Origin of the sequence: Streptomyces sp. NBC_01217 (assembly GCF_035994185.1) — a bacterium.
GTDB lineage: Bacteria > Actinomycetota > Actinomycetes > Streptomycetales > Streptomycetaceae > Streptomyces.
In genome coordinates this window covers 7,587,615-7,607,918 of record NZ_CP108538.1, presented here as the reverse complement: position 1 = coordinate 7,607,918, position 20,304 = coordinate 7,587,615, and the positions used below count along the sequence as shown (strand labels likewise).

General features: G+C 68.3%; 21 protein-coding genes and 1 pseudogene. 4 read left to right on the top strand and 18 right to left on the bottom strand.

What is annotated here, in order from left to right:
- Positions 1-14: 14 nt before the first annotated feature.
- The 9 genes from OG507_RS34015 to OG507_RS33975 form a co-directional block, all read right to left on the bottom strand.
- Positions 15-1,445, bottom strand: coding sequence for a helix-turn-helix domain-containing protein (locus tag OG507_RS34015; protein ID WP_327370941.1), 1,431 nt, complete (start codon positions 1,443-1,445; stop codon positions 15-17).
- Positions 1,446-1,537: 92 nt separating this feature from the next.
- Positions 1,538-2,128 (bottom strand): GTP cyclohydrolase I, encoded by a 591-nt coding sequence (gene folE / locus OG507_RS34010; protein WP_327370940.1) that lies wholly within the window; start codon positions 2,126-2,128, stop codon positions 1,538-1,540.
- Positions 2,129-2,227: 99 nt separating this feature from the next.
- Positions 2,228-2,590: a 6-pyruvoyl trahydropterin synthase family protein gene (locus OG507_RS34005; protein WP_327370939.1), complete on the bottom strand. Its 363-nt coding sequence runs from the start codon at positions 2,588-2,590 to the stop codon at positions 2,228-2,230.
- 39 nt (positions 2,591-2,629) lie between these two features.
- Complete coding sequence (locus tag OG507_RS34000) at positions 2,630-3,343, bottom strand: 7-carboxy-7-deazaguanine synthase QueE (protein ID WP_327370938.1); 714 nt, start codon at positions 3,341-3,343, stop codon at positions 2,630-2,632.
- 49 nt (positions 3,344-3,392) lie between these two features.
- Positions 3,393-4,073, bottom strand: coding sequence for a 7-cyano-7-deazaguanine synthase (locus OG507_RS33995; RefSeq protein ID WP_327370937.1), 681 nt, complete (start codon positions 4,071-4,073; stop codon positions 3,393-3,395).
- 3 nt (positions 4,074-4,076) lie between these two features.
- Entirely contained in the window at positions 4,077-5,072 is a 996-nt protein-coding gene (locus OG507_RS33990; RefSeq protein WP_327370936.1) for an isopenicillin N synthase family dioxygenase, read from the bottom strand.
- A 12-nt stretch (positions 5,073-5,084) separates the two neighbouring features.
- Complete coding sequence (ectB, locus tag OG507_RS33985) at positions 5,085-6,344, bottom strand: diaminobutyrate--2-oxoglutarate transaminase (RefSeq protein ID WP_327370935.1); 1,260 nt, start codon at positions 6,342-6,344, stop codon at positions 5,085-5,087.
- A 609-nt stretch (positions 6,345-6,953) separates the two neighbouring features.
- Positions 6,954-7,121 (bottom strand): hypothetical protein, encoded by a 168-nt coding sequence (locus OG507_RS33980; protein WP_327370934.1) that lies wholly within the window; start codon positions 7,119-7,121, stop codon positions 6,954-6,956.
- A 223-nt stretch (positions 7,122-7,344) separates the two neighbouring features.
- A complete protein-coding gene (locus OG507_RS33975) occupies positions 7,345-7,617 on the bottom strand; it encodes a hypothetical protein (protein ID WP_327370933.1) in 273 nt (90 codons plus the stop codon).
- Positions 7,618-7,628: 11 nt separating this feature from the next.
- On the opposite strand from OG507_RS33975, the gene OG507_RS33970 reads away from it, so the two are divergent.
- The 3 genes from OG507_RS33970 to OG507_RS33960 all read left to right on the top strand — a co-directional run bounded on the left by OG507_RS33970 (position 7,629) and on the right by OG507_RS33960 (position 9,695).
- Positions 7,629-8,446 (top strand): IS5 family transposase gene (locus tag OG507_RS33970; RefSeq protein WP_442810986.1). Its coding sequence is split into 2 segments (ribosomal slippage): positions 7,629-7,971 and positions 7,971-8,446, totalling 819 coding nucleotides; the frame shifts between segments, so codons are not numbered across the junction.
- 23 nt (positions 8,447-8,469) lie between these two features.
- Positions 8,470-8,787, top strand: a complete 318-nt coding sequence (locus OG507_RS33965) for a transposase (RefSeq protein WP_327370932.1) — start codon at positions 8,470-8,472, stop codon at positions 8,785-8,787.
- Entirely contained in the window at positions 8,784-9,695 is a 912-nt protein-coding gene (locus tag OG507_RS33960; RefSeq protein WP_327370931.1) for an IS3 family transposase, read from the top strand. Before OG507_RS33965 ends, OG507_RS33960 begins: the two co-directional genes overlap by 4 nt.
- A 427-nt stretch (positions 9,696-10,122) precedes the next feature.
- Here OG507_RS33960 and OG507_RS33955 read toward each other — a convergent pair.
- From OG507_RS33955 to OG507_RS33935, 5 genes and pseudogenes are all read right to left on the bottom strand, one after another.
- Positions 10,123-10,263, bottom strand: a pseudogene (locus OG507_RS33955) (IS5/IS1182 family transposase); the annotation flags it as partial.
- A gap of 73 nt (positions 10,264-10,336) precedes the next feature.
- Positions 10,337-11,746, bottom strand: coding sequence for an IS4 family transposase (locus OG507_RS33950; RefSeq protein ID WP_327370930.1), 1,410 nt, complete (start codon positions 11,744-11,746; stop codon positions 10,337-10,339).
- 105 nt (positions 11,747-11,851) lie between these two features.
- On the bottom strand, positions 11,852-12,691 hold the full coding sequence (locus tag OG507_RS33945) for an IS5 family transposase (protein ID WP_327370929.1): 840 nt from the start codon (positions 12,689-12,691) through the stop codon (positions 11,852-11,854).
- A gap of 322 nt (positions 12,692-13,013) precedes the next feature.
- Positions 13,014-13,757 carry a class I SAM-dependent methyltransferase gene (locus OG507_RS33940; protein WP_327372193.1) on the bottom strand — a complete coding sequence of 248 codons (744 nt, stop codon included), beginning with the start codon at positions 13,755-13,757 and terminating at the stop codon, positions 13,014-13,016.
- Positions 13,758-13,830: 73 nt separating this feature from the next.
- Positions 13,831-14,631, bottom strand: a complete 801-nt coding sequence (locus tag OG507_RS33935) for a phytanoyl-CoA dioxygenase family protein (protein ID WP_327370928.1) — start codon at positions 14,629-14,631, stop codon at positions 13,831-13,833.
- Positions 14,632-15,008: 377 nt separating this feature from the next.
- Between OG507_RS33935 and OG507_RS33930 the strand changes: the two genes are divergently transcribed.
- Positions 15,009-15,659: a response regulator transcription factor gene (locus tag OG507_RS33930; protein WP_327370927.1), complete on the top strand. Its 651-nt coding sequence runs from the start codon at positions 15,009-15,011 to the stop codon at positions 15,657-15,659.
- Positions 15,660-15,748: 89 nt separating this feature from the next.
- Here OG507_RS33930 and OG507_RS33925 read toward each other — a convergent pair whose 3' ends face one another.
- The 4 genes from OG507_RS33925 to OG507_RS33910 form a co-directional block, all read right to left on the bottom strand.
- The gene (locus OG507_RS33925; protein ID WP_327370926.1) at positions 15,749-18,139 is read right to left on the bottom strand and encodes an excinuclease ABC subunit UvrA; all 2,391 of its coding nucleotides are present in this window, start codon (positions 18,137-18,139) and stop codon (positions 15,749-15,751) included.
- Between the two features lie 74 nt (positions 18,140-18,213).
- Complete coding sequence (locus tag OG507_RS33920; protein WP_327370925.1) at positions 18,214-18,624, bottom strand: VOC family protein; 411 nt, start codon at positions 18,622-18,624, stop codon at positions 18,214-18,216.
- Positions 18,625-18,634: 10 nt separating this feature from the next.
- Positions 18,635-19,078 (bottom strand): helix-turn-helix transcriptional regulator, encoded by a 444-nt coding sequence (locus OG507_RS33915; protein WP_327370924.1) that lies wholly within the window; start codon positions 19,076-19,078, stop codon positions 18,635-18,637.
- Between the two features lie 72 nt (positions 19,079-19,150).
- The gene (locus tag OG507_RS33910) at positions 19,151-20,302 is read right to left on the bottom strand and encodes a winged helix DNA-binding domain-containing protein (RefSeq protein ID WP_327370923.1); all 1,152 of its coding nucleotides are present in this window, start codon (positions 20,300-20,302) and stop codon (positions 19,151-19,153) included.
- Positions 20,303-20,304 lie beyond the last annotated feature (2 nt).

Sequence of the window (20,304 nt, the reverse complement as noted above, 5' to 3'; positions counted from 1 at the left end):
CTGTGGTTGCCAGTTCAGGCGGCTGCCCGCTGTCCGGCGATGCTGACGATATTGAGCACCCGGAACATCGCCACGTCGTCATGTTCGACGCGGCGGAGGATGCCGAAGATGAGGAGGTGGTAGATGTCGTCGGCGCATTCCGCAGCGGTCAGGCCCATCGTGTCCGCCACCTCCTGCACCGACCAGTAACCGTCCCTGGTGCGGGACGTTCTCCCAGACATGACCGAGAGCAGTTCGCGCTGGCGGCTATTCAGCGTGGCGATCGTGTGGTGGATCGACGCGTAGGCATCGGACTGCTGGGGGCCGCTGCGGGGTCGGCGCGCGAGGGCGAGCGGCTCGGTGGTGAGTTGGTGGGCGAGCTGCCGCAGGGAGTAGATCAGACTCCAGTGGGCGGCGGACTCGAGTGCGGCGGGGAGGCCGTCGAGCGCGCGGCAGATCCGGGCCACGTTGGTGAGCACCTGGGGGTCGGGACGGAAGGACGGCTGGAACCGCTTGGCCTGGGTGAGCAACAGCGCCACCGACGCCACTTTCTCGAGGTCCGCCCACTCCGTGTCGTACGCGGGGACCTGGAGTGGTGCGAGGGGGAAGATCGTGTCGAGGGGCATGCCGACGTGGTTCCTCGTCGTGACGATGATCCGCAGCCGGGGGCACACGGCCAGAAGTTCGGCCGCGACGTCCGCCGCCTCGTCCTCGGGACACGCACCGTCGAGGACAAGCAGGCCGTCCGCCTCCCCGACGGTCTCGGCGAGGCGCCGGCGGCTGTCGGGTCCGAAGCGCGCGGCTCCACGCAACCACCTGGGCGGCGACGGCGTCCCCGTCGGTGCCCGTCCGTCGCTGCGCAGGTCGTCGTGGAGGGGCAGCCAGAAGACGGCCGTGTGCTCGGCAGTCTTGAGCGCGTGCGCCACCTCCCGCGCGAGCCGTGTCTTGCCGACGCCCTCGATGCCGGTGATCGTGACCAGGCGGTGGCGTTCGGCGCCGAGCATGGTCGTCAGCGCCGCCAACTCCTGGTCTCGGCCGAGGAACGGACCGCTCACGGCTGGCTCGGCCTCCTCCGCCGGGAAGCCGGGCGCATGGTCGTTCGCCAGCCGGCTCATCTGGAGGGTGCTGAGGCCGAGGGCGTCGGCGAGGAGGCGCAGGGAGTCCGCCCGCGGGTGCCGCACCCTCCCGTTCTCCAGGTCGCGTATGGCCCGTACGCTGAGCGTACTGGAGCGTGCCAGCTGCGTCTGGGACAGTCCGACCTGCAACCGCAGGTCGCGCAGTCGCCGACCGAAGGGCGCGACCCCTGTTCCCTCGCTGTCGGCCCAGCCCGGGCGGAAGCCCTCCGGGACGCCCTGTCCGATCGACTCACCGGCGGCGGTCGGCTGGCGGTGCAGGGTCACCGGCGTCTCCCGCTGCGAGGGCCGGGGGGAGATCCGGCTGATGCCTGACACCAAAGATGTTTTCATGGCACATGCTCCTCGGGGCCGCTGCCACGACACCGGATCGGCATGCGGGGCCGTGGCAGCGGCCTCGGATGGGTTTCGGGGGCGGGTCGGCTTCAGGAACGCAGCAGGTTGAACAGCTCGCCCCGCAGTTCGGCGTTCTCGCTGAAGGCGCCGCGGTACGCCGTCGAGGTCATCTCCGCCGCCGCCTTGATGCCGCGCATCGTCATGCACAGGTGCTCGCCCTTGGCGATGACGGCCACGTCCTCCGTCCCGCTGAGCATGGCGATGTCCTCGGCGATCTCGGAGACCAAGCGCTCCTGGACCTGGAGCTTGTGCGCGTGCCGGTGGGCAATCCGGGCGAACTTCGACAGACCGAGGAGCCGGTCGGTCGGCCGGTAAGCGATCGTCACCGAGCAGTTGAACGGCAGCAGGTGGTGTTCGCAGAGGGACCAGACCTGTATGTCCGAGACGACCACAAGCTGCTGGGTGCCGACCGACTCGAACAGAGTCCCGACCGACCCCGCTTCGTAGTTGATGAACTCACGCCACCAGCGGGCGAACCGCGTCGGCGTGTCGCGGAGCCCGTCGCGGTCGGGATCCTCTCCGATCTCCTTCAGGAGCTGCCGGGCGAGTCCCACCAGCGGGTCTTCCTCCTGCAGCTTCTCCGACTCGATGTCGCCTTCTTGCACCCATGTCGTAGCCATTGGGGCACCTCTCCAGTCCGACCGGCACGGCCTTTGCTCGATTGCGGTGTACGGGTGTGAGCCAGGCCGGCTGTCGTCGGCCGACGGCATGTCAGGGACTCAGGGCCGGTACTCGGCCCAGGTCTTGGGGGTCTCGGAGATGCGCACGGACGTCAGCTCCGGGAGTTCCTTGGTCCAGCGTTCGTAGAGCCACACCGCCAGGTTCTCGGCGGTCGGGTTGCTGTCCACCAGGTCGTTGAGGTGCCGGTGGTCGAGCGTCCGGTCGAGCCACGACTTGAAGGTGGACAGCTCGCCGTAGTCACGGACGAATCCCGTCGGCGTCAGCTCCGTCAGGTCGGCGCTCAGCTCCAGCTCCACCACGTAGTTATGGCCGTGCAGCCGAGCGCACTGATGGTCCTCGGCCAGGCCGGACAGCTGATGGCTGGCAGAGAACTCGAACTTCTTCGTAATGCGCAGCGTCATGTCTCCAATGCACCTTTCTCGGTCGGTCCAGTCACGCGATCAGACGCCTCGCGTGTCGCCCCACAACAAGGTGTGCAGGCGTGTGGTCAAGTTCCAGCCTCGTGCGATCACCGCGTCAACCAGTTCGGTCATGTGTCGGCTCACCTCGGCGCCGGTCTGCCCCTTCGGCATAATCCAGACCGAACGGAGCCCAAACTCCTCGACCAGCACTGCCACCTCGTCCAAATCGCCGACGTCACGGCAGACGAACTTGAACGTGGCGCCCTCCGTCGCTGCGAGGGCCTTCAGCGCGGCCGGCACGATCCGCCGGTGGGCGGGATCGCCGGAGTGGGCCAGCTTCGGCGAGACATTGAAGCGGACTCCGGCGGCCACCAGGGCCGGGTCGGCGGCGTGTGTGCCATTGGTCTCGATCTCGATCTCCAGGCCGTGCGCCGTGAGCAGCTCGACCAGGGGGACCAGCCGGTTCTGCTGGCCGAGTGGCTCTCCTCCGGAGATGACGATCAACTCGACGCCGAAGGCGAGGAGTTCCTGGGCCACCTCGCGGACGGGACGGCGGTGCAGCTCCTCACGGGGCTCGTACTTGATGCCGGAGTCACCCGCCCCCGTCCAGTCCCACGTGTACGGCGTGTCGCACCAGGTGCACGACAGGTTGCAGCCGCCAAGCCTCAGGAACGCGCACCTGCGCCCCAGGGACCGGCCTTCGCCCTGGACGGTAGGGCCGAAGATCTCGTTGACTACCAGTTCCGCTTCCACGCTGCGTCTCCTTCCCTGTCGAGGCCACCGGTGCGGCGGCCAGCGTCCGTCACCGCGGCGTGCACGGTTCGCGATAGGGCATCGGGTCCGTGATGCCCAGGTCAGCGAAGGCTCCGCGGCGCTCCACACACGCCGCACAGGCGCCGCAGTGGATGTCCTCGCCACGGAAGCAGGTCCACGTCTGCTCCCAGGGCACGCCGAGCTTCTGACCGAGGGCGACGACTCCGGTCTTCGGCAGCTCGATCAGCGGCGCGAGCAGCTCGACATCGGGCGCGAGCGACCCCTTGGTCGCCGCCCGCTCCATGTCGAGGAAGAGCCGTAGGAACTCCGGGGAGGTATCGGACGGGCCGACGTCCTCGGCCATGACGCCGAAGGCGACGGCGTCGGCCTGCACGCTGACGGCGAGCGCGAAGGCCACCGACAGCAGTACGGCATTCCGGTTCGGCACGATGTTCGGGTTGCCCCAGGCGGGGCGGCCCGGACGGGGCACGGCCACGGCCGGATCCGTCAGCGACGATCCGCGCATGACGTTTCGCACCGAGCCGAGATCGACCTCTTCGTACGTTGCGCCGAGCCGGTCCGCGGCAGCGGCGGCGAACACGAGTTCCTTGCGGTGGCGCTGACCGTAGTCGACGGCCAGCAAGTGGAGGTCGTGACCCTCGGCAGCGAGGTGGTGCGCCATAGTGACCGAGTCGATCCCACCGGACACCACACCAACGATTCTGCTCATGGTTCAGCCCACCGGGAGGGAGTCGGGAAAGACGCCGAGCTTTTCGAGCACCGACCGCCGCGCATACGCCGGCGGCAGCCCCCGGCCGCCGCCGACCGGGGCGGCCAGCGGCTCGATCAGCGTGTCGGGGTCGGTCTCGAAGAAGAAAACCAGCGACAGCAGTTCCTCGTCCGGAGCGTCCGGGCTGGGCGGCAGCACCCGGTGCTTCAGGGCCCGCCAGCGCCCGTCGGTCCACAGCTCCATCAGGTCACCGAGGTTGACGATCAGCGAGTCGGGGCTGTACGGCGGCGAGAACCAGCCGTCCTTCTCGTTCCACACCTGCAACCCGCCCACCCCCCGCTGGCGGCTCAGCAGCGTGACGGTGCCAAGGTCCGTGTGTGGCCCGTTGCGGAACTGCCCGCGAGCGACCTCCCCGACGGCCGCGTACGACGGGTACCAGCTCGCGTTCTGCGTCCACGTCGCCATCCGCGCCCGCGAGGTGAAGAAGTCCTCCGGCAGTCCCAGGGTGACGGCGAGCACCTCGTTGACGGCCTGCACCACGCGCAGCATGTGCGCCGTGTACGCGTCTGCGGCCGTCCGTAGTTCCGTCAGCTCAGCCGGCCAGCGGTTCGCCGGATAGTTGAACCGGTCCCGCTGTTCGTCGCCAGTGCGGTGACCGGGTCCCACGTAAAACGATTCGTGGAGGTCCGGTGCGCTCGACGCCTGCTCGCCCTCGTTCACCGGCACTCCGACCCCGCCGGGGGGATGCATCTCGAGCCACCCGCTGTCGTAGGCGGCTCCGATGGCGTACTGGGTCTTGACCACCTTGGGCAGGGCGAAGAACTGTTTGGCGGTGGCCCGGAAGTCGTCGTTGACGGCTTGCGGCACACCGTGTCCGGACACGAGAAACATACCGGTGTCGCGCAGCGCGGCGTCGAGTCGCGCGGCAATCGGGACCCGCTCGGCGTCGGACGCGTCACGCCACGCCTCAAGGTCGACCTCGGGTATTTTGCCTGGCACAGCAGTGACCTCTCACTTGCTCCGCGCGAGTACCTGGCCCACGCAGTGACGGATGGTGACGAGTCCCTCGCTCAGATCGTCGTCGCTGATGGTGAGCGGGGGCAGCAGCTTCACGACGTCGTCGGCCGCCCCGGACGTCTCCATGAGCAGCCCGTTGTCGAAGGCCGCGGCACACACCGCGCGGGCGGCGCCAGGCGCGGGGAGCCGCAGTCCGGCCGCGAACCCCCGGCCCCGAACCTCCAGACCCGCGTCGGGGTGCTCCTCGACGACGGCGGCCAAGGCCCCCGCGATCCGGTCCCCCTGCTCCCGAACGGACTTCTCGAGCGTCCCGTCGCTCCAGTAGGAGCGCAGTGCCTGCGCTCCGGTCACGAAGGACGCGCTGACCCCGCGGAATGTCCCGTTGTGGTCGCCCGGTTGCCAGACGTCGAGTTCCGGCCGGATGAGGGTGAGTGCCAGCGGCAGGCCGAACCCTCCGATGGACTTGGACAGACACACCATGTCGGGAGTGATCCCGGCGTCCTCGAAGCTGAAGAACGGTCCGGTGCGGCCGCAGCCCATCTGGACGTCGTCCACGATGAGCAGCACCTCGTGCCGTGCGCACACGTCGGCCAGTTCGCGCAGCCAGCCCGCGTCGGCGGCCCTGAGCCCGCCCTCGCCCTGAACAGTCTCCACGATGACGGCGGCGGGCCGGTCCAGCCCACTGCCCGCGTCCGACAGCAGCCGGTCGAGATGACACGGGCCGCTTTCCCTGATGCCCGGGTAGCCGTCGTAGGGCAGCGCGGACGCCAGGGTCAGGGCCACGCCAGCGGCCGCGCGTTTCCCCCTGTTGCCGCTGACCGAGAGGGCACCCAGGGTCATCCCGTGGAAGGAGTTGGTGAAGCTCACCACCGACTGCCGGCCGGTGACCCGCCGGGCGAGTTTCAGAGCGGCCTCGACCGCGTTCGCTCCGCCCGGGCCGGGGAACACCACCTTGTACTCGAGCCCTCGCGGAGCCAGGAGGACGTCCTGCAGGGCTTCCAGGAAGTCCCGCTTCGCCACGGTGAACATGTCCAGTGCGTGGGAGACGCCGTCCCGGACGATGTAGTCCAACAGGGCCTGCTTGAGGTGGGGGTCGTTGTGGCCGTAGTTGAGCGCACCAGCGCCGGTGAAGAAGTCCAGGTAGGGCCGGCCGTCCTCGGAGTACAGCCGGCTGCCTGCCGCTCGGTCGAACATGACCGGCCAAAGCCGGCTGTAGCTGCGGACCTCTGATTCGAGGTCGGCGAAAATCGTCATGTCGCCCGTCCCCGTGTCGGGCCGTCGGTATGCGAGCCCGCATGTGTACGCCCGCGGGGTTCGTCGGCGAACCGAAGGTGGCAATTCGGCTCCATCAACACGTACCTCGGTGTGATCGGTCCGGCTGACCCGGCGCACGCAAGCCGTTCGGCACGATGACCTCATCGCGTCCGACCGTCAAAGGACCGCGCGCAGGCGCCTGATGAACTGGCAAGGGAAGAAGCACAGCGTTCGAGGGGGGCGAAGGCATGGCGCCGTCGCCGGGACGGCGGGCGCCAGCTCTCGCGAAGGCCCGCACGACAGTTCCCGGCGGGGCTCAGCTCGGCATCGTCGCCGACCGGCGCCCTCGTCCGCCACTGCCAGGAAGGAAAGAATCAGTACAACGCCGATGGCATCACGGTGACGCGCACATCGGCCCGAGTGGTCGAATACGAGGAGAACATGGACACGCCCGTGGAGCGGTCGGCGACCTCATGGGTCCGCGCCAGCTGACCCAGGCCCCGACGGAGACTTCACCGCTTTCCGAGTACCGAAGATGACGGCGTCGGCCCACATCATGTCGTCTAGCTTGGCCACCGGGATGTGCTCGGTTGCCGCGGTGTGATCGGCCTACGGCTGGACGTTGACGATCACTTCCTTGGGCGCGAGCTCGGTGACGCGCAGCAGTCGCACGTCCGCCCCCGCCTCGGCCGCGCCAGTGGCGATGGTCTCCGGCAACTGGTGAATAGTGCCAGTGGAGGAGTAATAGGTGAAGGCGACATTAGGCGTGTGGGGCATGATCTGATCCATTTCTATGCGGAACGCCTGAGACCGAGAGCCTCGAAGCCAAGCCAGTCATCGGTCCTGACGGCTTTCACAGACCAGGCATAGCCGTAGCGTGGCCCGAGAGGCCGCCACTCGCGTTGGGTGCGTGCGCGAGCAATGAAACACAAGGTTCGTTCATTATGCAACTTGCAGCCCTGTCGGTGAGCAGGCCCCCGCCGGCCTGGACAGGGCTTGATCAAGTTCCGCGAGAGCCGGGGTTGTTGGTGATGCTCAGGAGTGGGAGGGCTCGTTCGGGCTGGTCGCGGATTGCCCGGGTGGTCTTGGCGATGTTGACGGCTCCGAAAGTTTTGATCAGGCCGATGACGAGGTTACGGAAGGTGGCCATGGCGCGGGGTGCGGTGCCGGCGTGGAGGGTGGAGGCGTCCTCGGCGTAGGTGAGGATCCCCTCGTATCGTGAAGGGAGGGACTTAGAGGATGTCTCACGTGGTGATGGTGTGAGCTGCGGCATGATGTCTCTTCGTGAGTGCCGATCTGTCGCAGCGGCTGGTTCCTGACGGTCTGTGGGAACTCGTCGCCCCGTTGTTGCCGTCGTTCAACTCCCGTCCGCAGGGTGGTGGGACTGCGCCGCTGGATGAGCGGGCTGTGTTCACGGCGGTGGTGTACGTGCTGACCAGCGGGTGCGCCTGGCGGCACCTGCCGGAGACGTTCGGGGTGTCGCCCGCGACGGCACACCGTCGGTTCACCGCGTGGACCCAGGCGGGGCTGTGGCGCCGATTGCACCGGGCGATCCTGGACGAACTCGGCGCCAGGGGCGAGCTCGACTGGACCTCCGCAATCGTTGACGCCGCGTCGGTGCGGGCGAAAAGGGGGGTTCGCTGACCGGGCCGAACCCGGTCGATCGCGGCAAGAAGGGCAGCAAACTGCACGTGCTGTCCGAGGCCCAGGGCATCCCACTCGCCATCGCCGTGTCCGGCGCAAACATGCACGACAGCCTCGCCCTCAAGCCGCTGATCCGTGGCATACCCGCCATCCGTTCCCGGCGCGGACCCCGTCGGCGCCGCCCAGTCAAACTCCGCGCCGATAAGGCGTACTTCTCCGCTGACCACCTCGCCTGGCTGCGTGAACGGGGGCTGATCCCGCGCATCGCCCGGCCGGGCATCGAATCCGGCGAACGGCTCGGCCGGCACCGCTGGAAGATCGAGCGGTCCATCGCCTGGTTGTTCGGCTACCGCCGCCTCACCGTCCGGTACGAACGAAAGGGCTCGCACTTCCTCGCCTTCCTCGGCCTGGCCGCCGTCCTGACCTGCTACAAGAAACTCGCGAAACTTGCCACGTGAGACACCCTCTTAAGGGGAGTCAGTTGCCTGAAAAGCGGCGGCAGTACGATGCGGAGTTCCGCGCCGGGGCGGTGAGGATCGTCCAGGAGACGGGTAAGCCGATGGCTCAGGTGGCCCGTGACCTGGGTGTGAACGAGGGCACATTGGTCAACTGGGTGACGCGAGCCCGGCGGGCAGCCGATGCGGCCGCCACCGGCAAGCTCTCGGAGCCGGAGCGTGAGGAGTTGCGCCGGCTGCGTGAAGAGAATGCCCGGTTGCGCAAGGACAACGTCGAGCTCGGGATGGAGCGTGAAGTCCTCAAGCGATCCGTGGTCCTCTGGGTGAAGGAGTCGATGAAGTGAGCGTGGCGGGCTTCATCGGCGACCAGCGGACCGAGCACGGCGTCCCGCACGCGGTGACCTGCCGGGCCTTGGAAGTGTCCGAGTCCTGGTTCTACAAGTGGAGGCGCCGACCTCAGGAGCCGACGAAACGCGAGGTCAGGCGGACTGTGCTGGCCGAACGGATCACGGTGCTGTTCGAGAACTCGAAGCGGACCTACGGCTCGCCGAGGATCACGCTGGACCTGTGGGCCGAGGGCTGGCAGGTCAGCAAAAACACGGTGGCGCAGATCATGGCCGAACTCGGTCTGGAGGGGCGCAAGCGCCGCAAGCCGCACTCACTGACGAAGCAGGGCAAACGGAAGGCCGCCCCTGACCTGGTAGGACGCCGCTTCAACGCGGTCGCACCGGACGTCTTGTGGTGTGGTGACATGACCGAGATCGAGACCGGCGAGGGCAAGCTGTACCTCTCCACGGTGCTGGACCTGTTCTCACGCCGGATGCTGGGTTACGCCATGAGCGACCACCACGACACCGAGCTGATCACGGGCTCGCTGCATATGGCCGTTGCCACCCGGGGTGGCAACGTAAACGGGGTGATCTTCCACAGCGACCGCGGCAGCGAGTACACCTCGGCCGCGTTCAACGAGAGTTGCCGCACTTTGGGTGTGGTCCAGTCGATGGGACGAGTGGGATCGGCCCTCGACAACGCCGCCGCGGAATCGGTCAACTCGACCCTCAAGGTCGAGTACGTGCACCGCCATACGTTCGCTACCCGGGCCGAGGCCCGCATCAAGATCGCGACCTGGATCACCGACTTCTACAACACCAAGCGCCGGCACACCTCCGCTGGAGGCCTGCCGCCCATCGAATTCGAACACAAGATCATGGAAGCGCGAGCCCGCCACCGCCAGGAGGACCGGGCCGCATAGACGAACCCTCCACGGTTACAGGGGATTGACACTGTGTAAGTCCTCCTTGTGATGGGGCGCCCTGTCGGGCGCCGCTTGAGCAGAGCTGCAACGGCAAGGTGAAGTCGCTTGCCGTGAGGGTCTTCGGGAAGTGGGGCGCGGTAGCGCCCCCCGGGATGTAAGCGGCATGCGCCAGGGGCGCCCGTAGGGCGCCGCAGGGTGAAGAGAGCAACGGCGAAACCGAGGCGCTTCGCCATCACCTCGCCGTTGCGATCTACGTCAGAGGGCGCCGACAGGCGCCCCGAGCTCGAAGCGTTCGAGCAGATGGCGAGTCGAGAGCTCTTCGTAGTGCTCTCGTTCGTAGTGCTCGGCCTCGACTTGAGCCCAGACGTCGTCAACGTTGGTGCGGCCCGTGAGGGCCGCATGCCCGCCAACTGCGGAAGTCAGGCTTGTCGAAAATGATCCGGTCACTGATGCGTCGGCGGTGGCAGCCGAGTGGATGGTCCGGGTGGAACTCCCGCCGTTCGGGAAGCAGGGCTGTGAATTGGTCCCAGAGCGGTTCGGTGAGCCATGATGGCAGCGCGGGCACAGGTTTTCCTCGTGATCACAGAGCGTCGCAACTCCATGATCACTGGGACCTGTGCCCGTCAACACCGTTGCGTTTAGCGGCGGGCGCGGGTTGCAAGTCCGTGTTTGAAGAACGTGATGGCGGTATGGATGGTGTAGTTCTGGCTGGTCGTGGGGTGTTGTCCGGCGTTCGGTCCGTATTTGCTGGTGGGGTTCTTGCGGGTGCGGGCCTTGACGCGGTGCCGGCGGCGGGCGGGGTGCAGGGCGTCGAGGACGGCCCGGCCGATGGTGCCGACGAGGTCGGCGGGTCCCGCCGGGGGCAGGATGCCGGTCGTGCTGATGACGGTGTCGGCGGCGGTGGCCAGCAGGACGGTGAAGCTGATGCGGTCCATGTCCAGGCCGGGACGCGTGCAGGCGGTGTCGGCGGCTGCGCGGATCAGGGCCTGGTAGGTGGTGAGCAGAGCGTAGACCTCCTGGTCGAGTCCGGACAGGCTGCGCGAGCGCAGGACGCGGCCGTCGAGCATCGTGGCCTTGATCGAGAAATACGGGGTCTCGGCCTGCCACCGCTCGTGATAGAGGGCGATCAACTCGGCGGCGGGGTAACGCGTGGCGTCCAGGAGGCTGGTCAGCAGCCGCCATTGCTCGTGGCGGACGGTGCCGTCGGCCAGAGTGAAGGTGACGTCGGCCTCGATGACGCGAACGGTCAGCAGGGCGGGCAGGACGCCGTAGCCGATCCGGGCCAGGTAGGAGCCGTCGGCGAGATGCCGGGCGGGGGTGGGAATCCGACGGGCGGAGGAGCGCACCAGGAACCGTGCGCCGGTGGCATGGACGTCGGCGGCGAAGGTGTTCGCGTCGAAACCGGCGTCGGCCAGCAGGAGCATCGTGCGGTCCAGGGTACTCAGCAGGCGCCCTGCGTAGGCGAGTTCGCCGTCAGCCTCGGGGCCGAACGCGGCGGCCAGGATTGCGCGGGTGCCGCACTCGACCAGGACCACGAGCCGCAACAGCGGGTAGCCGAACTCCAGCCGGTCACCGGCCCGTTTCGGGTGGCGCCAGGTGATCGCCGGCTCGTCGGGCGTGTGTAGCAGGATCCCGTCGACAGCCACGGTCCGCAGGCCCCGCCAGAAGGAGCCGGTCTGGCCGCGGTGGGCGACGGGCCCGGCAAGGACCTCGAACAGGCGCCGCAGCGGGGCTGTGCCTATCCGCCGCCGGGCCCTCGACAGCGAAGAGGCCGCCGGCCGCACCAGGTCCAGTCCTTCCAGCCCGGCCATCAGCTTGCCCCACACGCCCCGGTAGGAGCAGTCCTCGAACAGGGCCAACGCGAGGACGAAGTAGACCACCACTCTGGACGGCAGCAGCCGCAGCCGCCGCTGGACCGTCCCAGTCTCCTCCAGCACCGCGTCCACCAGCGCGAAATCCACGACCTGCGTCAGCTCGCCCAGGTGCCCGGGTGCGTACACACCCCCGGCTGTCTCGATCGTGCGCGTGATGACAGACTTCTCCCGCAACGGGACTCCCGGTGATCGCCTTGCCTCGACAACAAGTTGATCTATCAGGACGTCCCGTTGCGTCTTTCAGAGGGCGTTTGATCTAGCCGAATTGCCCTTTAAGCTCTAGTAAGTCCCTCGCCAGGTTGTTGTGGTCTCGTCCGTTATGCGCTTGGTGAGGTTGTCGATCGACGCGATGTGGATCATGGCCTCGGAGCTGGCTGTGAGGGTTTCGTAGTCGCGGGCGAGACGTCGGTGCATCATGATCCACCCGATACTTCGTTCCACTACCCAGCGCCTTTTTACGACGTGAAATCCGCGAACTCCGGGGTTTCTGTTGACGACTTCGACGTCGATTCCGAGCTGGGCCCCGTGCTCGACGACGGCGTTTTTGAAGCCGGTGTCAACCCAACTCTTGGAGATGGTCGGGTACGTCTCCTTCGCCTGGTCGAGGAGGCGTATTCCCAGGGCGTTCTCGGAAAGGCCGGCGGCGGTGACGGTCACGGCAAGGATGAGGCCGATCGTGTCGGTCAGGATGCCCCGCTTCCGGCCTGCGATCTTCTTGGCGGCGTCGGTTCCCTGGCTGGTCACGGGCACGTTGGTGGAGGTCTTCACGCTCTGGGTGTCGATGATGGAGGCGGTGGGTTCGGGCTTGCGGCCTTCCTTCACACGGGCCAGGCCCGTGAGGTCGTAGTTGAGTTGGGCGAAGATTCCCTCGTCGCGCCAGGCCGCGTAGTAGAAGTAGGCGGTGCCGTGGCCCGGGAAGTCGTGCGGAAGATATTTCCAGGGGATTCCCGTGCGGTTCACATAGAGAATCGCGTTGAACACATCACGGAGTTCGACTTTGGGCGGCTGACCGGTGGGCCTGCGGTCGAGCCGGGCTTTCCGCCAGGCCGTCAACGTCGGCTCGATCAAGGCCCATCGGGCGTCGGACAGGTCGCTGGGGTACGGCTTCCGTTGGCTCACGCCGTAGCGTGATCATGGGCCGCACCGGAAGGTGGCGTTCCGTCGCTGCTCGGGCGATTCCGTGATCTTTTCGAACCAGACGGACTTCAGGCCGCAACCTCGGATGAGACGGGCAGTCGAGTTCGCAGCCCTTGAGGGCGCGATAGCCGCTCACCCGTTCATACGCCTCAAAACGGGGCACGGATGAAAGACATTTACCGGACCTGACCTGCATAAACGCCCTCTCAGTAGGGCTTGACCTGCCGCTCAAGACCCAAACGCAACGGTGTTGCTGTGCCCGTTCTGCTGCCGGGGCCCCAACCGCACCTATCCGCGCTACCTCTTAATTTTGGGACCAGAGCCCGGCCGTGCCTCCCGTACCCGGTGCGTCGTGGCTGCCTCTCGTGTCCGCCTTAACAGCGCGCACCCACACCTCGTCCTCGGTCAGGTACTGGTCCACCCGCAGCCCAGTCCGCCCGAGTTCCTCCTCGAACTCCTTCTTGAGCAGGCGCTGGGACAGGAAGGTCCGGCTCCACGAGACGTCGGGGAACTCGTACTGGACGTGGACTCGCCGCACACCGTCCCCGAGCGGCTCCGCGGACAGCACTCGTCCCGTGTAGCCGCCGGGAGCGGCCCACTCACGCGGGACGTTCGCGAAGAAGTCTTCCTCGCCCTCCCGCTCGATGAGTACGAACCCGTCGTCTGCCACATGCCGGGCGCAGGTGCTGAGCAGCCCGTGCCGCACCTTCTCGTCTCCCGCGTTCACGAGGAATGACGCCAGCAGCACCACGTCAAACCTATCGTCCAGGTCGAGGGCCTCGATCGGGCTGCACACCGTGCGTGCTCCGCGCACGTGCTCCAGCATCTCGGCGGATTCGTCCACCGCGGTGACCCTGAACCCGCGCTCCAGCAGGGGGTTGGTGATCCGGCCGAGCCCGCTCCCCAGATCGAGGATGTGAGCACCCGGCGGCGCGGCTGCGGCCACGATGTCCGTCTCGTGGCCGGCAGGCAGCCGCAAGTACAGGTCGATCGAGGTCCCGTCCGGCGCGATGGCGCCGGGACCCGTGCCTTGGTACCCCTCCCGCATGTCCGTCATGTCTGCTGTTCCTTTCGTGAGGTCGGGAAGCTGGGTGTGATGGCTGGCAGTGCCGGCGAACGGCCTACTCCGCGGCGCGCTGTTCCAGCTCCTGCCGCCAACGCTTGTGCTCCTCGAGGTCCTTCAGGTACTCGGCATACGATTCCTCGTCGCGCTTGCACAGAGTGGAGCGGAAGAACATCGCGAACGCCCACCGGCGCCGGCCCGAGACGTTGGGGAGCGACCGATGGATCGTCCCCCCGTGGTGCGCGACGAGGTCACCCGGTTTGAGCTCGAAGGAGACCTCGGCGTTGCGGTCGTCGGGCCCGTAGTCGGCCACGGTCTGGGAGAATGCCTGGTGTTCGCTCAAGGTGTGGTGCCGCAGGCTCTTGAGGTGCGAACCACGGACGTAGCGCACACAGCCGTTGGCTTCGTCCACGGCGTCCAACGCCACCCAGAGCGAGAGCGTGTCGGCCGGAGCCCATCGGTAGTAGTAGTTGTCCTGGTGCGGAGGGGTGGACTCCGCGGCGCCGGGCGGGACCGCGAAGAAGGCCTGCCAGCCCCATTCGCTGTACTCGTCCCTGGCCGCGGGACACACCGGATGGCCGAGCAGTTCAGCGGCCAGCGACATCCACTTGGATGAATGGCCCAGCGCCTCGAAATAGGGATCGACCGTCAGGTTGTCGAGAGCCCTGATGCCCCCGGTCCCGCTGGTGACGACCGAGCCGTCCTTGAGCCCGGGCGCGGTTTCCCGGATGAATCGCTCAAGTGCGCCGGTCAGGTCGCCGACTTCGGCTTCCGTGAGGAAACCTCGGACGGGGACGACACCATCCCGCTGGAATACGGCGCGCTGTTCAGGTCGATGGGGTCGAGGTGATTCGGTCACGGCTGCCCTCTCTTCGTCAAGGTTTAGAGCCCGCACTCATCGATGGACGGGCCGGGAGTTCTGCCGCCGTCTCAACGGCTGTGGAGGAAGCGCAGATGGCGGTTTCCCACTGAACACCTCAATCAGAGAAGTGCGGGGTAGGCGTTGTTCCGACACTAGCCAAGCGACGTGTACGGCCGCCAGCAGCGGCAGCCCGGCAGAACCCCGGCAGATGAGCGCACGCTGAGCAGCCCAACTGCCCTTTCAGGAATAGGGACATGACTTACAGCGGAGGACGGTGACGTGACCAATTGGATCGTACGGTTCGTAGCGGGACAAATGAGGTTCTCTCGACGGTGATCATTTTCAGATTCCGTTGAGAACGTGCAGTGCGGGAGATGCGACTGGTGTCCCGGCCGTGCGCGGTGACCGACTACCGCTCCTCGCGCCACATCAGCCACGAGTACGACGTGGCGGTGGCGGCGGAGGGCCTGCGCTCGGTGGTCGCGGTGCCCGTCGTCGTACGGCGCAGGGTGCGCGGCGTGCTGTACGGGGCGCTGCGCGAGCCGGTCACGCTCGGGGACCGCACGTTCGACGCGGCGGTGGCCGCCGCCCGCGATGTGGAACAGGCCCTGGTCGTACGGGACGAGGTGCAGCAGCTCCTGACCGTGACCCGGGAACAGGTCACCGACCCGAGGACGGCGCTGGAGGCGTGGGAGGACGTCCGCGAGGCCCATCGCGAACTGCGCGCGCTGGTCCCGAAGGTCGTCGACCCGGTGTTGCGCGAGGAGTTGCTCGCGGTGTGCGGGCGGCTCGCATCGGCGGCCGGGGCCCGCACGCCGAAGCTCTGCGGGGTGCACCTGGCGCCGCGCGAGGTGGATGTGCTGGCCTGTGTGGCGTCGGGGACGACGAACGCGGTGGCGGCGGAGCGGCTGGGGCTGCGGCCGGAGACGGTGAAGGGGTATCTGCGTTCGGCGATGCGCAAACTGGGGGCGCACACCCGGCTGGAGGCGGTGGTGGCGGCACGGCGGGCGGGGCTGCTGCCGTAGGGGCCACGACGGTGCTTGAGGTAAGTGACGGTGTCGCGGTGGTGCGCCCGCGACACCGCACTCCATGGCCATGCGCCGGTCAGGCCCGGTCAGGTGCCGACGTAGGCCGCGAGGTGCTCGCCGGTGAGGGTGGTGCGGGCGGCGACGAGGTCGGCCGGGGTGCCCTCGAAGACGATCCGGCCGCCGTCGTGCCCGGCGCCGGGGCCGAGGTCGATGATCCAGTCGGCGTGTGCCATGACCGCCTGGTGGTGCTCGACGACGACGACCGACTTGCCGGAGTCGACGAGCCGGTCCAGCAGCCCGAGCAGGTGCTCGACGTCGGCGAGGTGAAGGCCGGTGGTCGGCTCGTCGAGGACGTAGACGCCACCCTTCTCGGCCATGTGCGTGGCCAGCTTGAGCCGCTGCCGCTCGCCGCCGGACAGCGTGGTGAGCGGCTGGCCGAGAGTGAGGTAGCCGAGCCCGACGTCGGCGAGCCGGTCGAGGATGCGGTGCGCGGCCGGTGTGTGCGCCTCGCCGGAGCCGAAGAACTCCTCGGCCTCGGTCACCGACATCGCGAGCACCTCGCTGATGTCGCGGCCACCGAGGTGGTGGTCGAGCACCGATGCGTGGAACCGCCTCCCCTCGCACTCCTCGCAGGTACTGGCGACACCGGCCATCATCGCCAGGTCGGTGTAGATGACACCGGCGCCGTTGCAGGTGGGGCAGGCGCCCTCGGAGTTGGCGCTGAACAGCGCCGGCTTCACGCCGTTGGCCTTCGCGAACGCCTTGCGGATCGGGTCGAGCAGTCCGGTGTACGTCGCCGGGTTGCTCCGCCGCGAGCCGCGGATGGGGCTCTGGTCGACCGACACCACGCCCTCGCCGGCCGGGATCGACCCGTGCACGAGCGAGCTCTTGCCGGAACCGGCGACGCCGGTGACGACGGTCAGCACCCCGAGGGGGATGTCGACGTCGACGTCGCGCAGATTGTGCGCCGTCGCGCCGCGGATCTCCAGCGTGCCGGTGGGCTTGCGCACCGTCTCCTTGAGCAGGGCACGGTCGTCGAAATGGCGGCCGGTGATGGTGCCACCTGCCCGCAGCCCCTCGACGGTGCCCTCGAAGCAGACGGTGCCGCCCCCCGTACCGGCGCCGGGACCGAGGTCGACGACGTGGTCGGCGATCGCGATCGTCTCCGGCTTGTGCTCCACGACGAGCACCGTGTTGCCCTTGTCCCGCAGCCGCAGCAGCAGGCCGTTCATCCGCTGGATGTCATGGGGGTGCAGGCCGATGGTGGGCTCGTCGAAGACATAGGTGGTGTCCGTGAGCGAGGAGCCGAGGTGGCGGATCATCTTGACGCGCTGTGCCTCGCCGCCCGACAGCGTGCCTGACGGCCGGTCGAGCGAGAGGTAGCCGAGGCCGATCTCCACGAAGGAGTCGAGAGTGTGGTGCAGCGCGGTGAGCAGTGGCGCAACCGAGGGCTCGTCGAGGCCGCGGACCCATTCGGCCAGGTCGCTGATCTGCATCGCGCAGGCGTCGGCGATGCTGATCCGCTCGATCTTCGACGAGCGGGCCCCCTCGCTGAGCCGCGTGCCGTCGCACTCGGGGCAGGTGGTGAAGGTGACCGCCCGCTCCACGAACGCCCGGATGTGCGGCTGCAGGGCTTCCTTGTCCTTGGACAGGAAGGACTTCTGGATCTTGGGGATCAGCCCCTCGTAGGTGAGGTTGACGCCCTCGACCTTCACCTTGGTCGGCTCCCGGTAGAGGAAGTCCTGCATCTCCTTCTTGGTGAACCTGCGGATCGGCTTGTCCGGGTCCAGGAGGCCCGACTCGGCGTAGACCCGCACGGTCCAGAAGCTGTCGGACTTCCAGCCGGGGATGGTGAACGCGCCCTCGGCGATCGACTTGGAGTCGTCGTAGAGCTGGGTGAGGTCGATGTCGGAGACCGAGCCGCGGCCTTCGCAGCGCGTACACATGCCGCCGGTGCGGTTGAAGGTCGCCTTCACCGTCTTCTTGGCGCCGCGCTCGACGGTGATCGCACCGCTCGCCCGGACCGAGGGAACGTTGAAGGCGTACGCGCTGGGCGGGCCGATGTGCGGCTTGCCGAGGCGGCTGAAGAGGATGCGCAGCATCGCGTTGGCGTCGGTGGCGGTGCCGACCGTGGAGCGGGGGTCGGCACCCATCCGCTGCTGGTCGACGGTGATCACGGTGGTCAGCCCTTCGAGGACGTCGACCTCGGGCCGTGCCAGCGTCGGCATGAAGCCCTGCACGAAGGCGCTGTACGTCTCGTTGATCAGCCGCTGCGACTCCACGGCGATCGTGTCGAACACCAGCGAGCTCTTGCCCGAACCGGAGACGCCGGTGAACACCGTCAGCCGGCGCTTCGGGATCTCGATGCTCACGTCCTTGAGGTTGTTCACGCGCGCGCCGTGAACGCGGATCAGGTCGTGGCTGTCGGCGACGTGCGGCTCGGGCGACTGCGAGTCCGTCCTCGTGGCCTTGCTCATCGTGTCTCCATCTGTGGGGCGGGGCATCTGTCGTGCGGGGCATGTGCGGGCCGGGCCTGCACATGCCGGACCGTTCAGCGGCGCTCGTTGATGCGGATCAGGTTGCCCGAGGGATCGCGGAAGGCGCAGTCGCGTACGCCGTAGGGCTGCTCGGTCGGCTCCTGGACGACTTCGGCGCCGTCGGCCTGCAGCCGCTCGAAGGTGCCGTCGAGGTCGGCGGTGGCCAGGATGACGCGGGCGTAGTTGCCCTTGGCCATCATCTCGACGATGGTGTTGCGCTCGTCGTCGGTGATGCCGGGGTCCGCGGCCGGCGGCTCCAGGACGATCGAGGTGCCGGGCTGGTCCGCGGGGCCGACCGTGATCCAGCGCATCCCGCCGTATCCGACGTCGTTGCGGACCTCGAAGCCGAGGATGTCGCGGTAGAAGGCCAGGGAGGCGTCCGGGTCGTGGTGCGGGAGGAAGGTCGTGTGAATCGTGATGTCCATGGCCGTCACGCTAGTTGCGCTTCGCCGGCCGCGCTTCTCGATTCCTGATCGGTCTGGTCACCTGTTTCGCCACGCATGACGGCATGCCCGCCGTCGCGCTCGCCGCCTGGCGCCGGTAGGTGCTTGGCGGCACCCCGACCAGCTCCGTGAAGCGAGTGCTGAAGGTGCCCAGCGACGAGCATCCGACCGCGAAACAGACCTCGGTGACGCTGAGGTCTCCCCGCCGCAGCAGCGCCATCGCCCGCTCGATGCGCCGCGTCATGAGGTAGCCGTACGGCGACTCACCGTAGGCGAGCCGGAACTCGCGGCTGAGGTGCCCCGCCGACATGTGCGCGCCACGGGCGAGCGCCTCGACGTCCAGCGGCTGTGCGTACTCCCGGTCGATCCGGTCGCGGACGCGGCGCAGCCGCGCGAGGTCGCGCAGGCGCTGCGCCGAGGGGGGTCCGCTGGTCACGTACGAAATCGTACGTCGCGCCGGAGAGTCGCGACGCGGAATTCGGATGCGGCCTGCCCCGGGACGCCTGCCTCACCCGAAGTCGACGAACGTCGCGAACCGGTTGTCGTATCCGTTCGTGTCGCTGACCGCCGTGGTCATGGTGGCGAGCATGCGCACGGCCTCTTCCGTGACGGCGTCGCGCTCGGCCGTGCTCAGTCTGCCGAGCGGCTGCACGGTGAGCGCCACCGCGCCCGAGCCCGCCCCGGCCCCGGTGCCGAGCCGCCAGATCGCGGCGAGGAATCCGTCGACGAGCACCGTGCCGTACGCCTGGTTGCCGTTCCCGTTGCGTCCCCGGTACCGGGGCGGGATGACGCGCGTACGGTCCGCGTGGCCGAGCAGCACATTGTCGAACTCGGGCAGGAAGCGCGGCGGGGCAGGGGTGTCCTCGTCGGGGCGCGGGGCGTCCGGCAGGTCGAAGAGTTCGACGCCGTTCTCGTCCCGGAAGGTGATGAGCCGCGGGCGCAGCCGGTCGAAGACCTCCCGCAGCCGGGTCAGTCCGGCCCATGCCTGCATGTCCTGCACGGATGCGGGACCGAAGGCGCCGAGATAGCGCAGCGCGGTGGCGTCGGGTGCGGGGACCGGCTCCGACGGGCCGGCGAGCCAGTGTTCGGCGGTGGTCAGTGCGACCCGGCCGCTCCTTCCCCACACTCCGCGCGGGGTGACCTGGACCAGCGGCAGCAGACAGCGGGCGGCGACGCCCAGGGCCTGCGGGTCGGCGTCGGGCCACTCGGCGAGCAGCGCCTCGCGGATCTCCCCGGGCGTACGGGGCCGCTCCTCGACCAGCTCCCTGCCGACCGCCCCGAGGCGCTCCAGGTCCACTCCGGCGAGCCCCTTGCGGAACATCCTGAGCTCACGGTCGCGCGCCGCCTGGACGAGCGGGCGCAGGGTGAGCGCGTCGGCCGCGGTGTGCAGGTGGATGGTGGAGCGCAGGGTGACGATACGGACCACCTCGCGGGACTCCATGAGCGCGGCCAGCTCGCCCGGGTCGAAGCCGTCGAGCCGGGCGAAGAGCTGGTAGTACGGCGGCTTGGTGTTCTGCGCCTGGAGCCCGACCAGATGCCCGACGGCGTCCTTCGCGGACATCGCGGTCCGACGCAGCAGCAGCTGGCGCTCCAGCGTGGCGCGGCCCAGCGCGCGCGGGGAGAGCACGGCGGGCGGGGCAGGGTTCTTCTTCGCGGCCATGG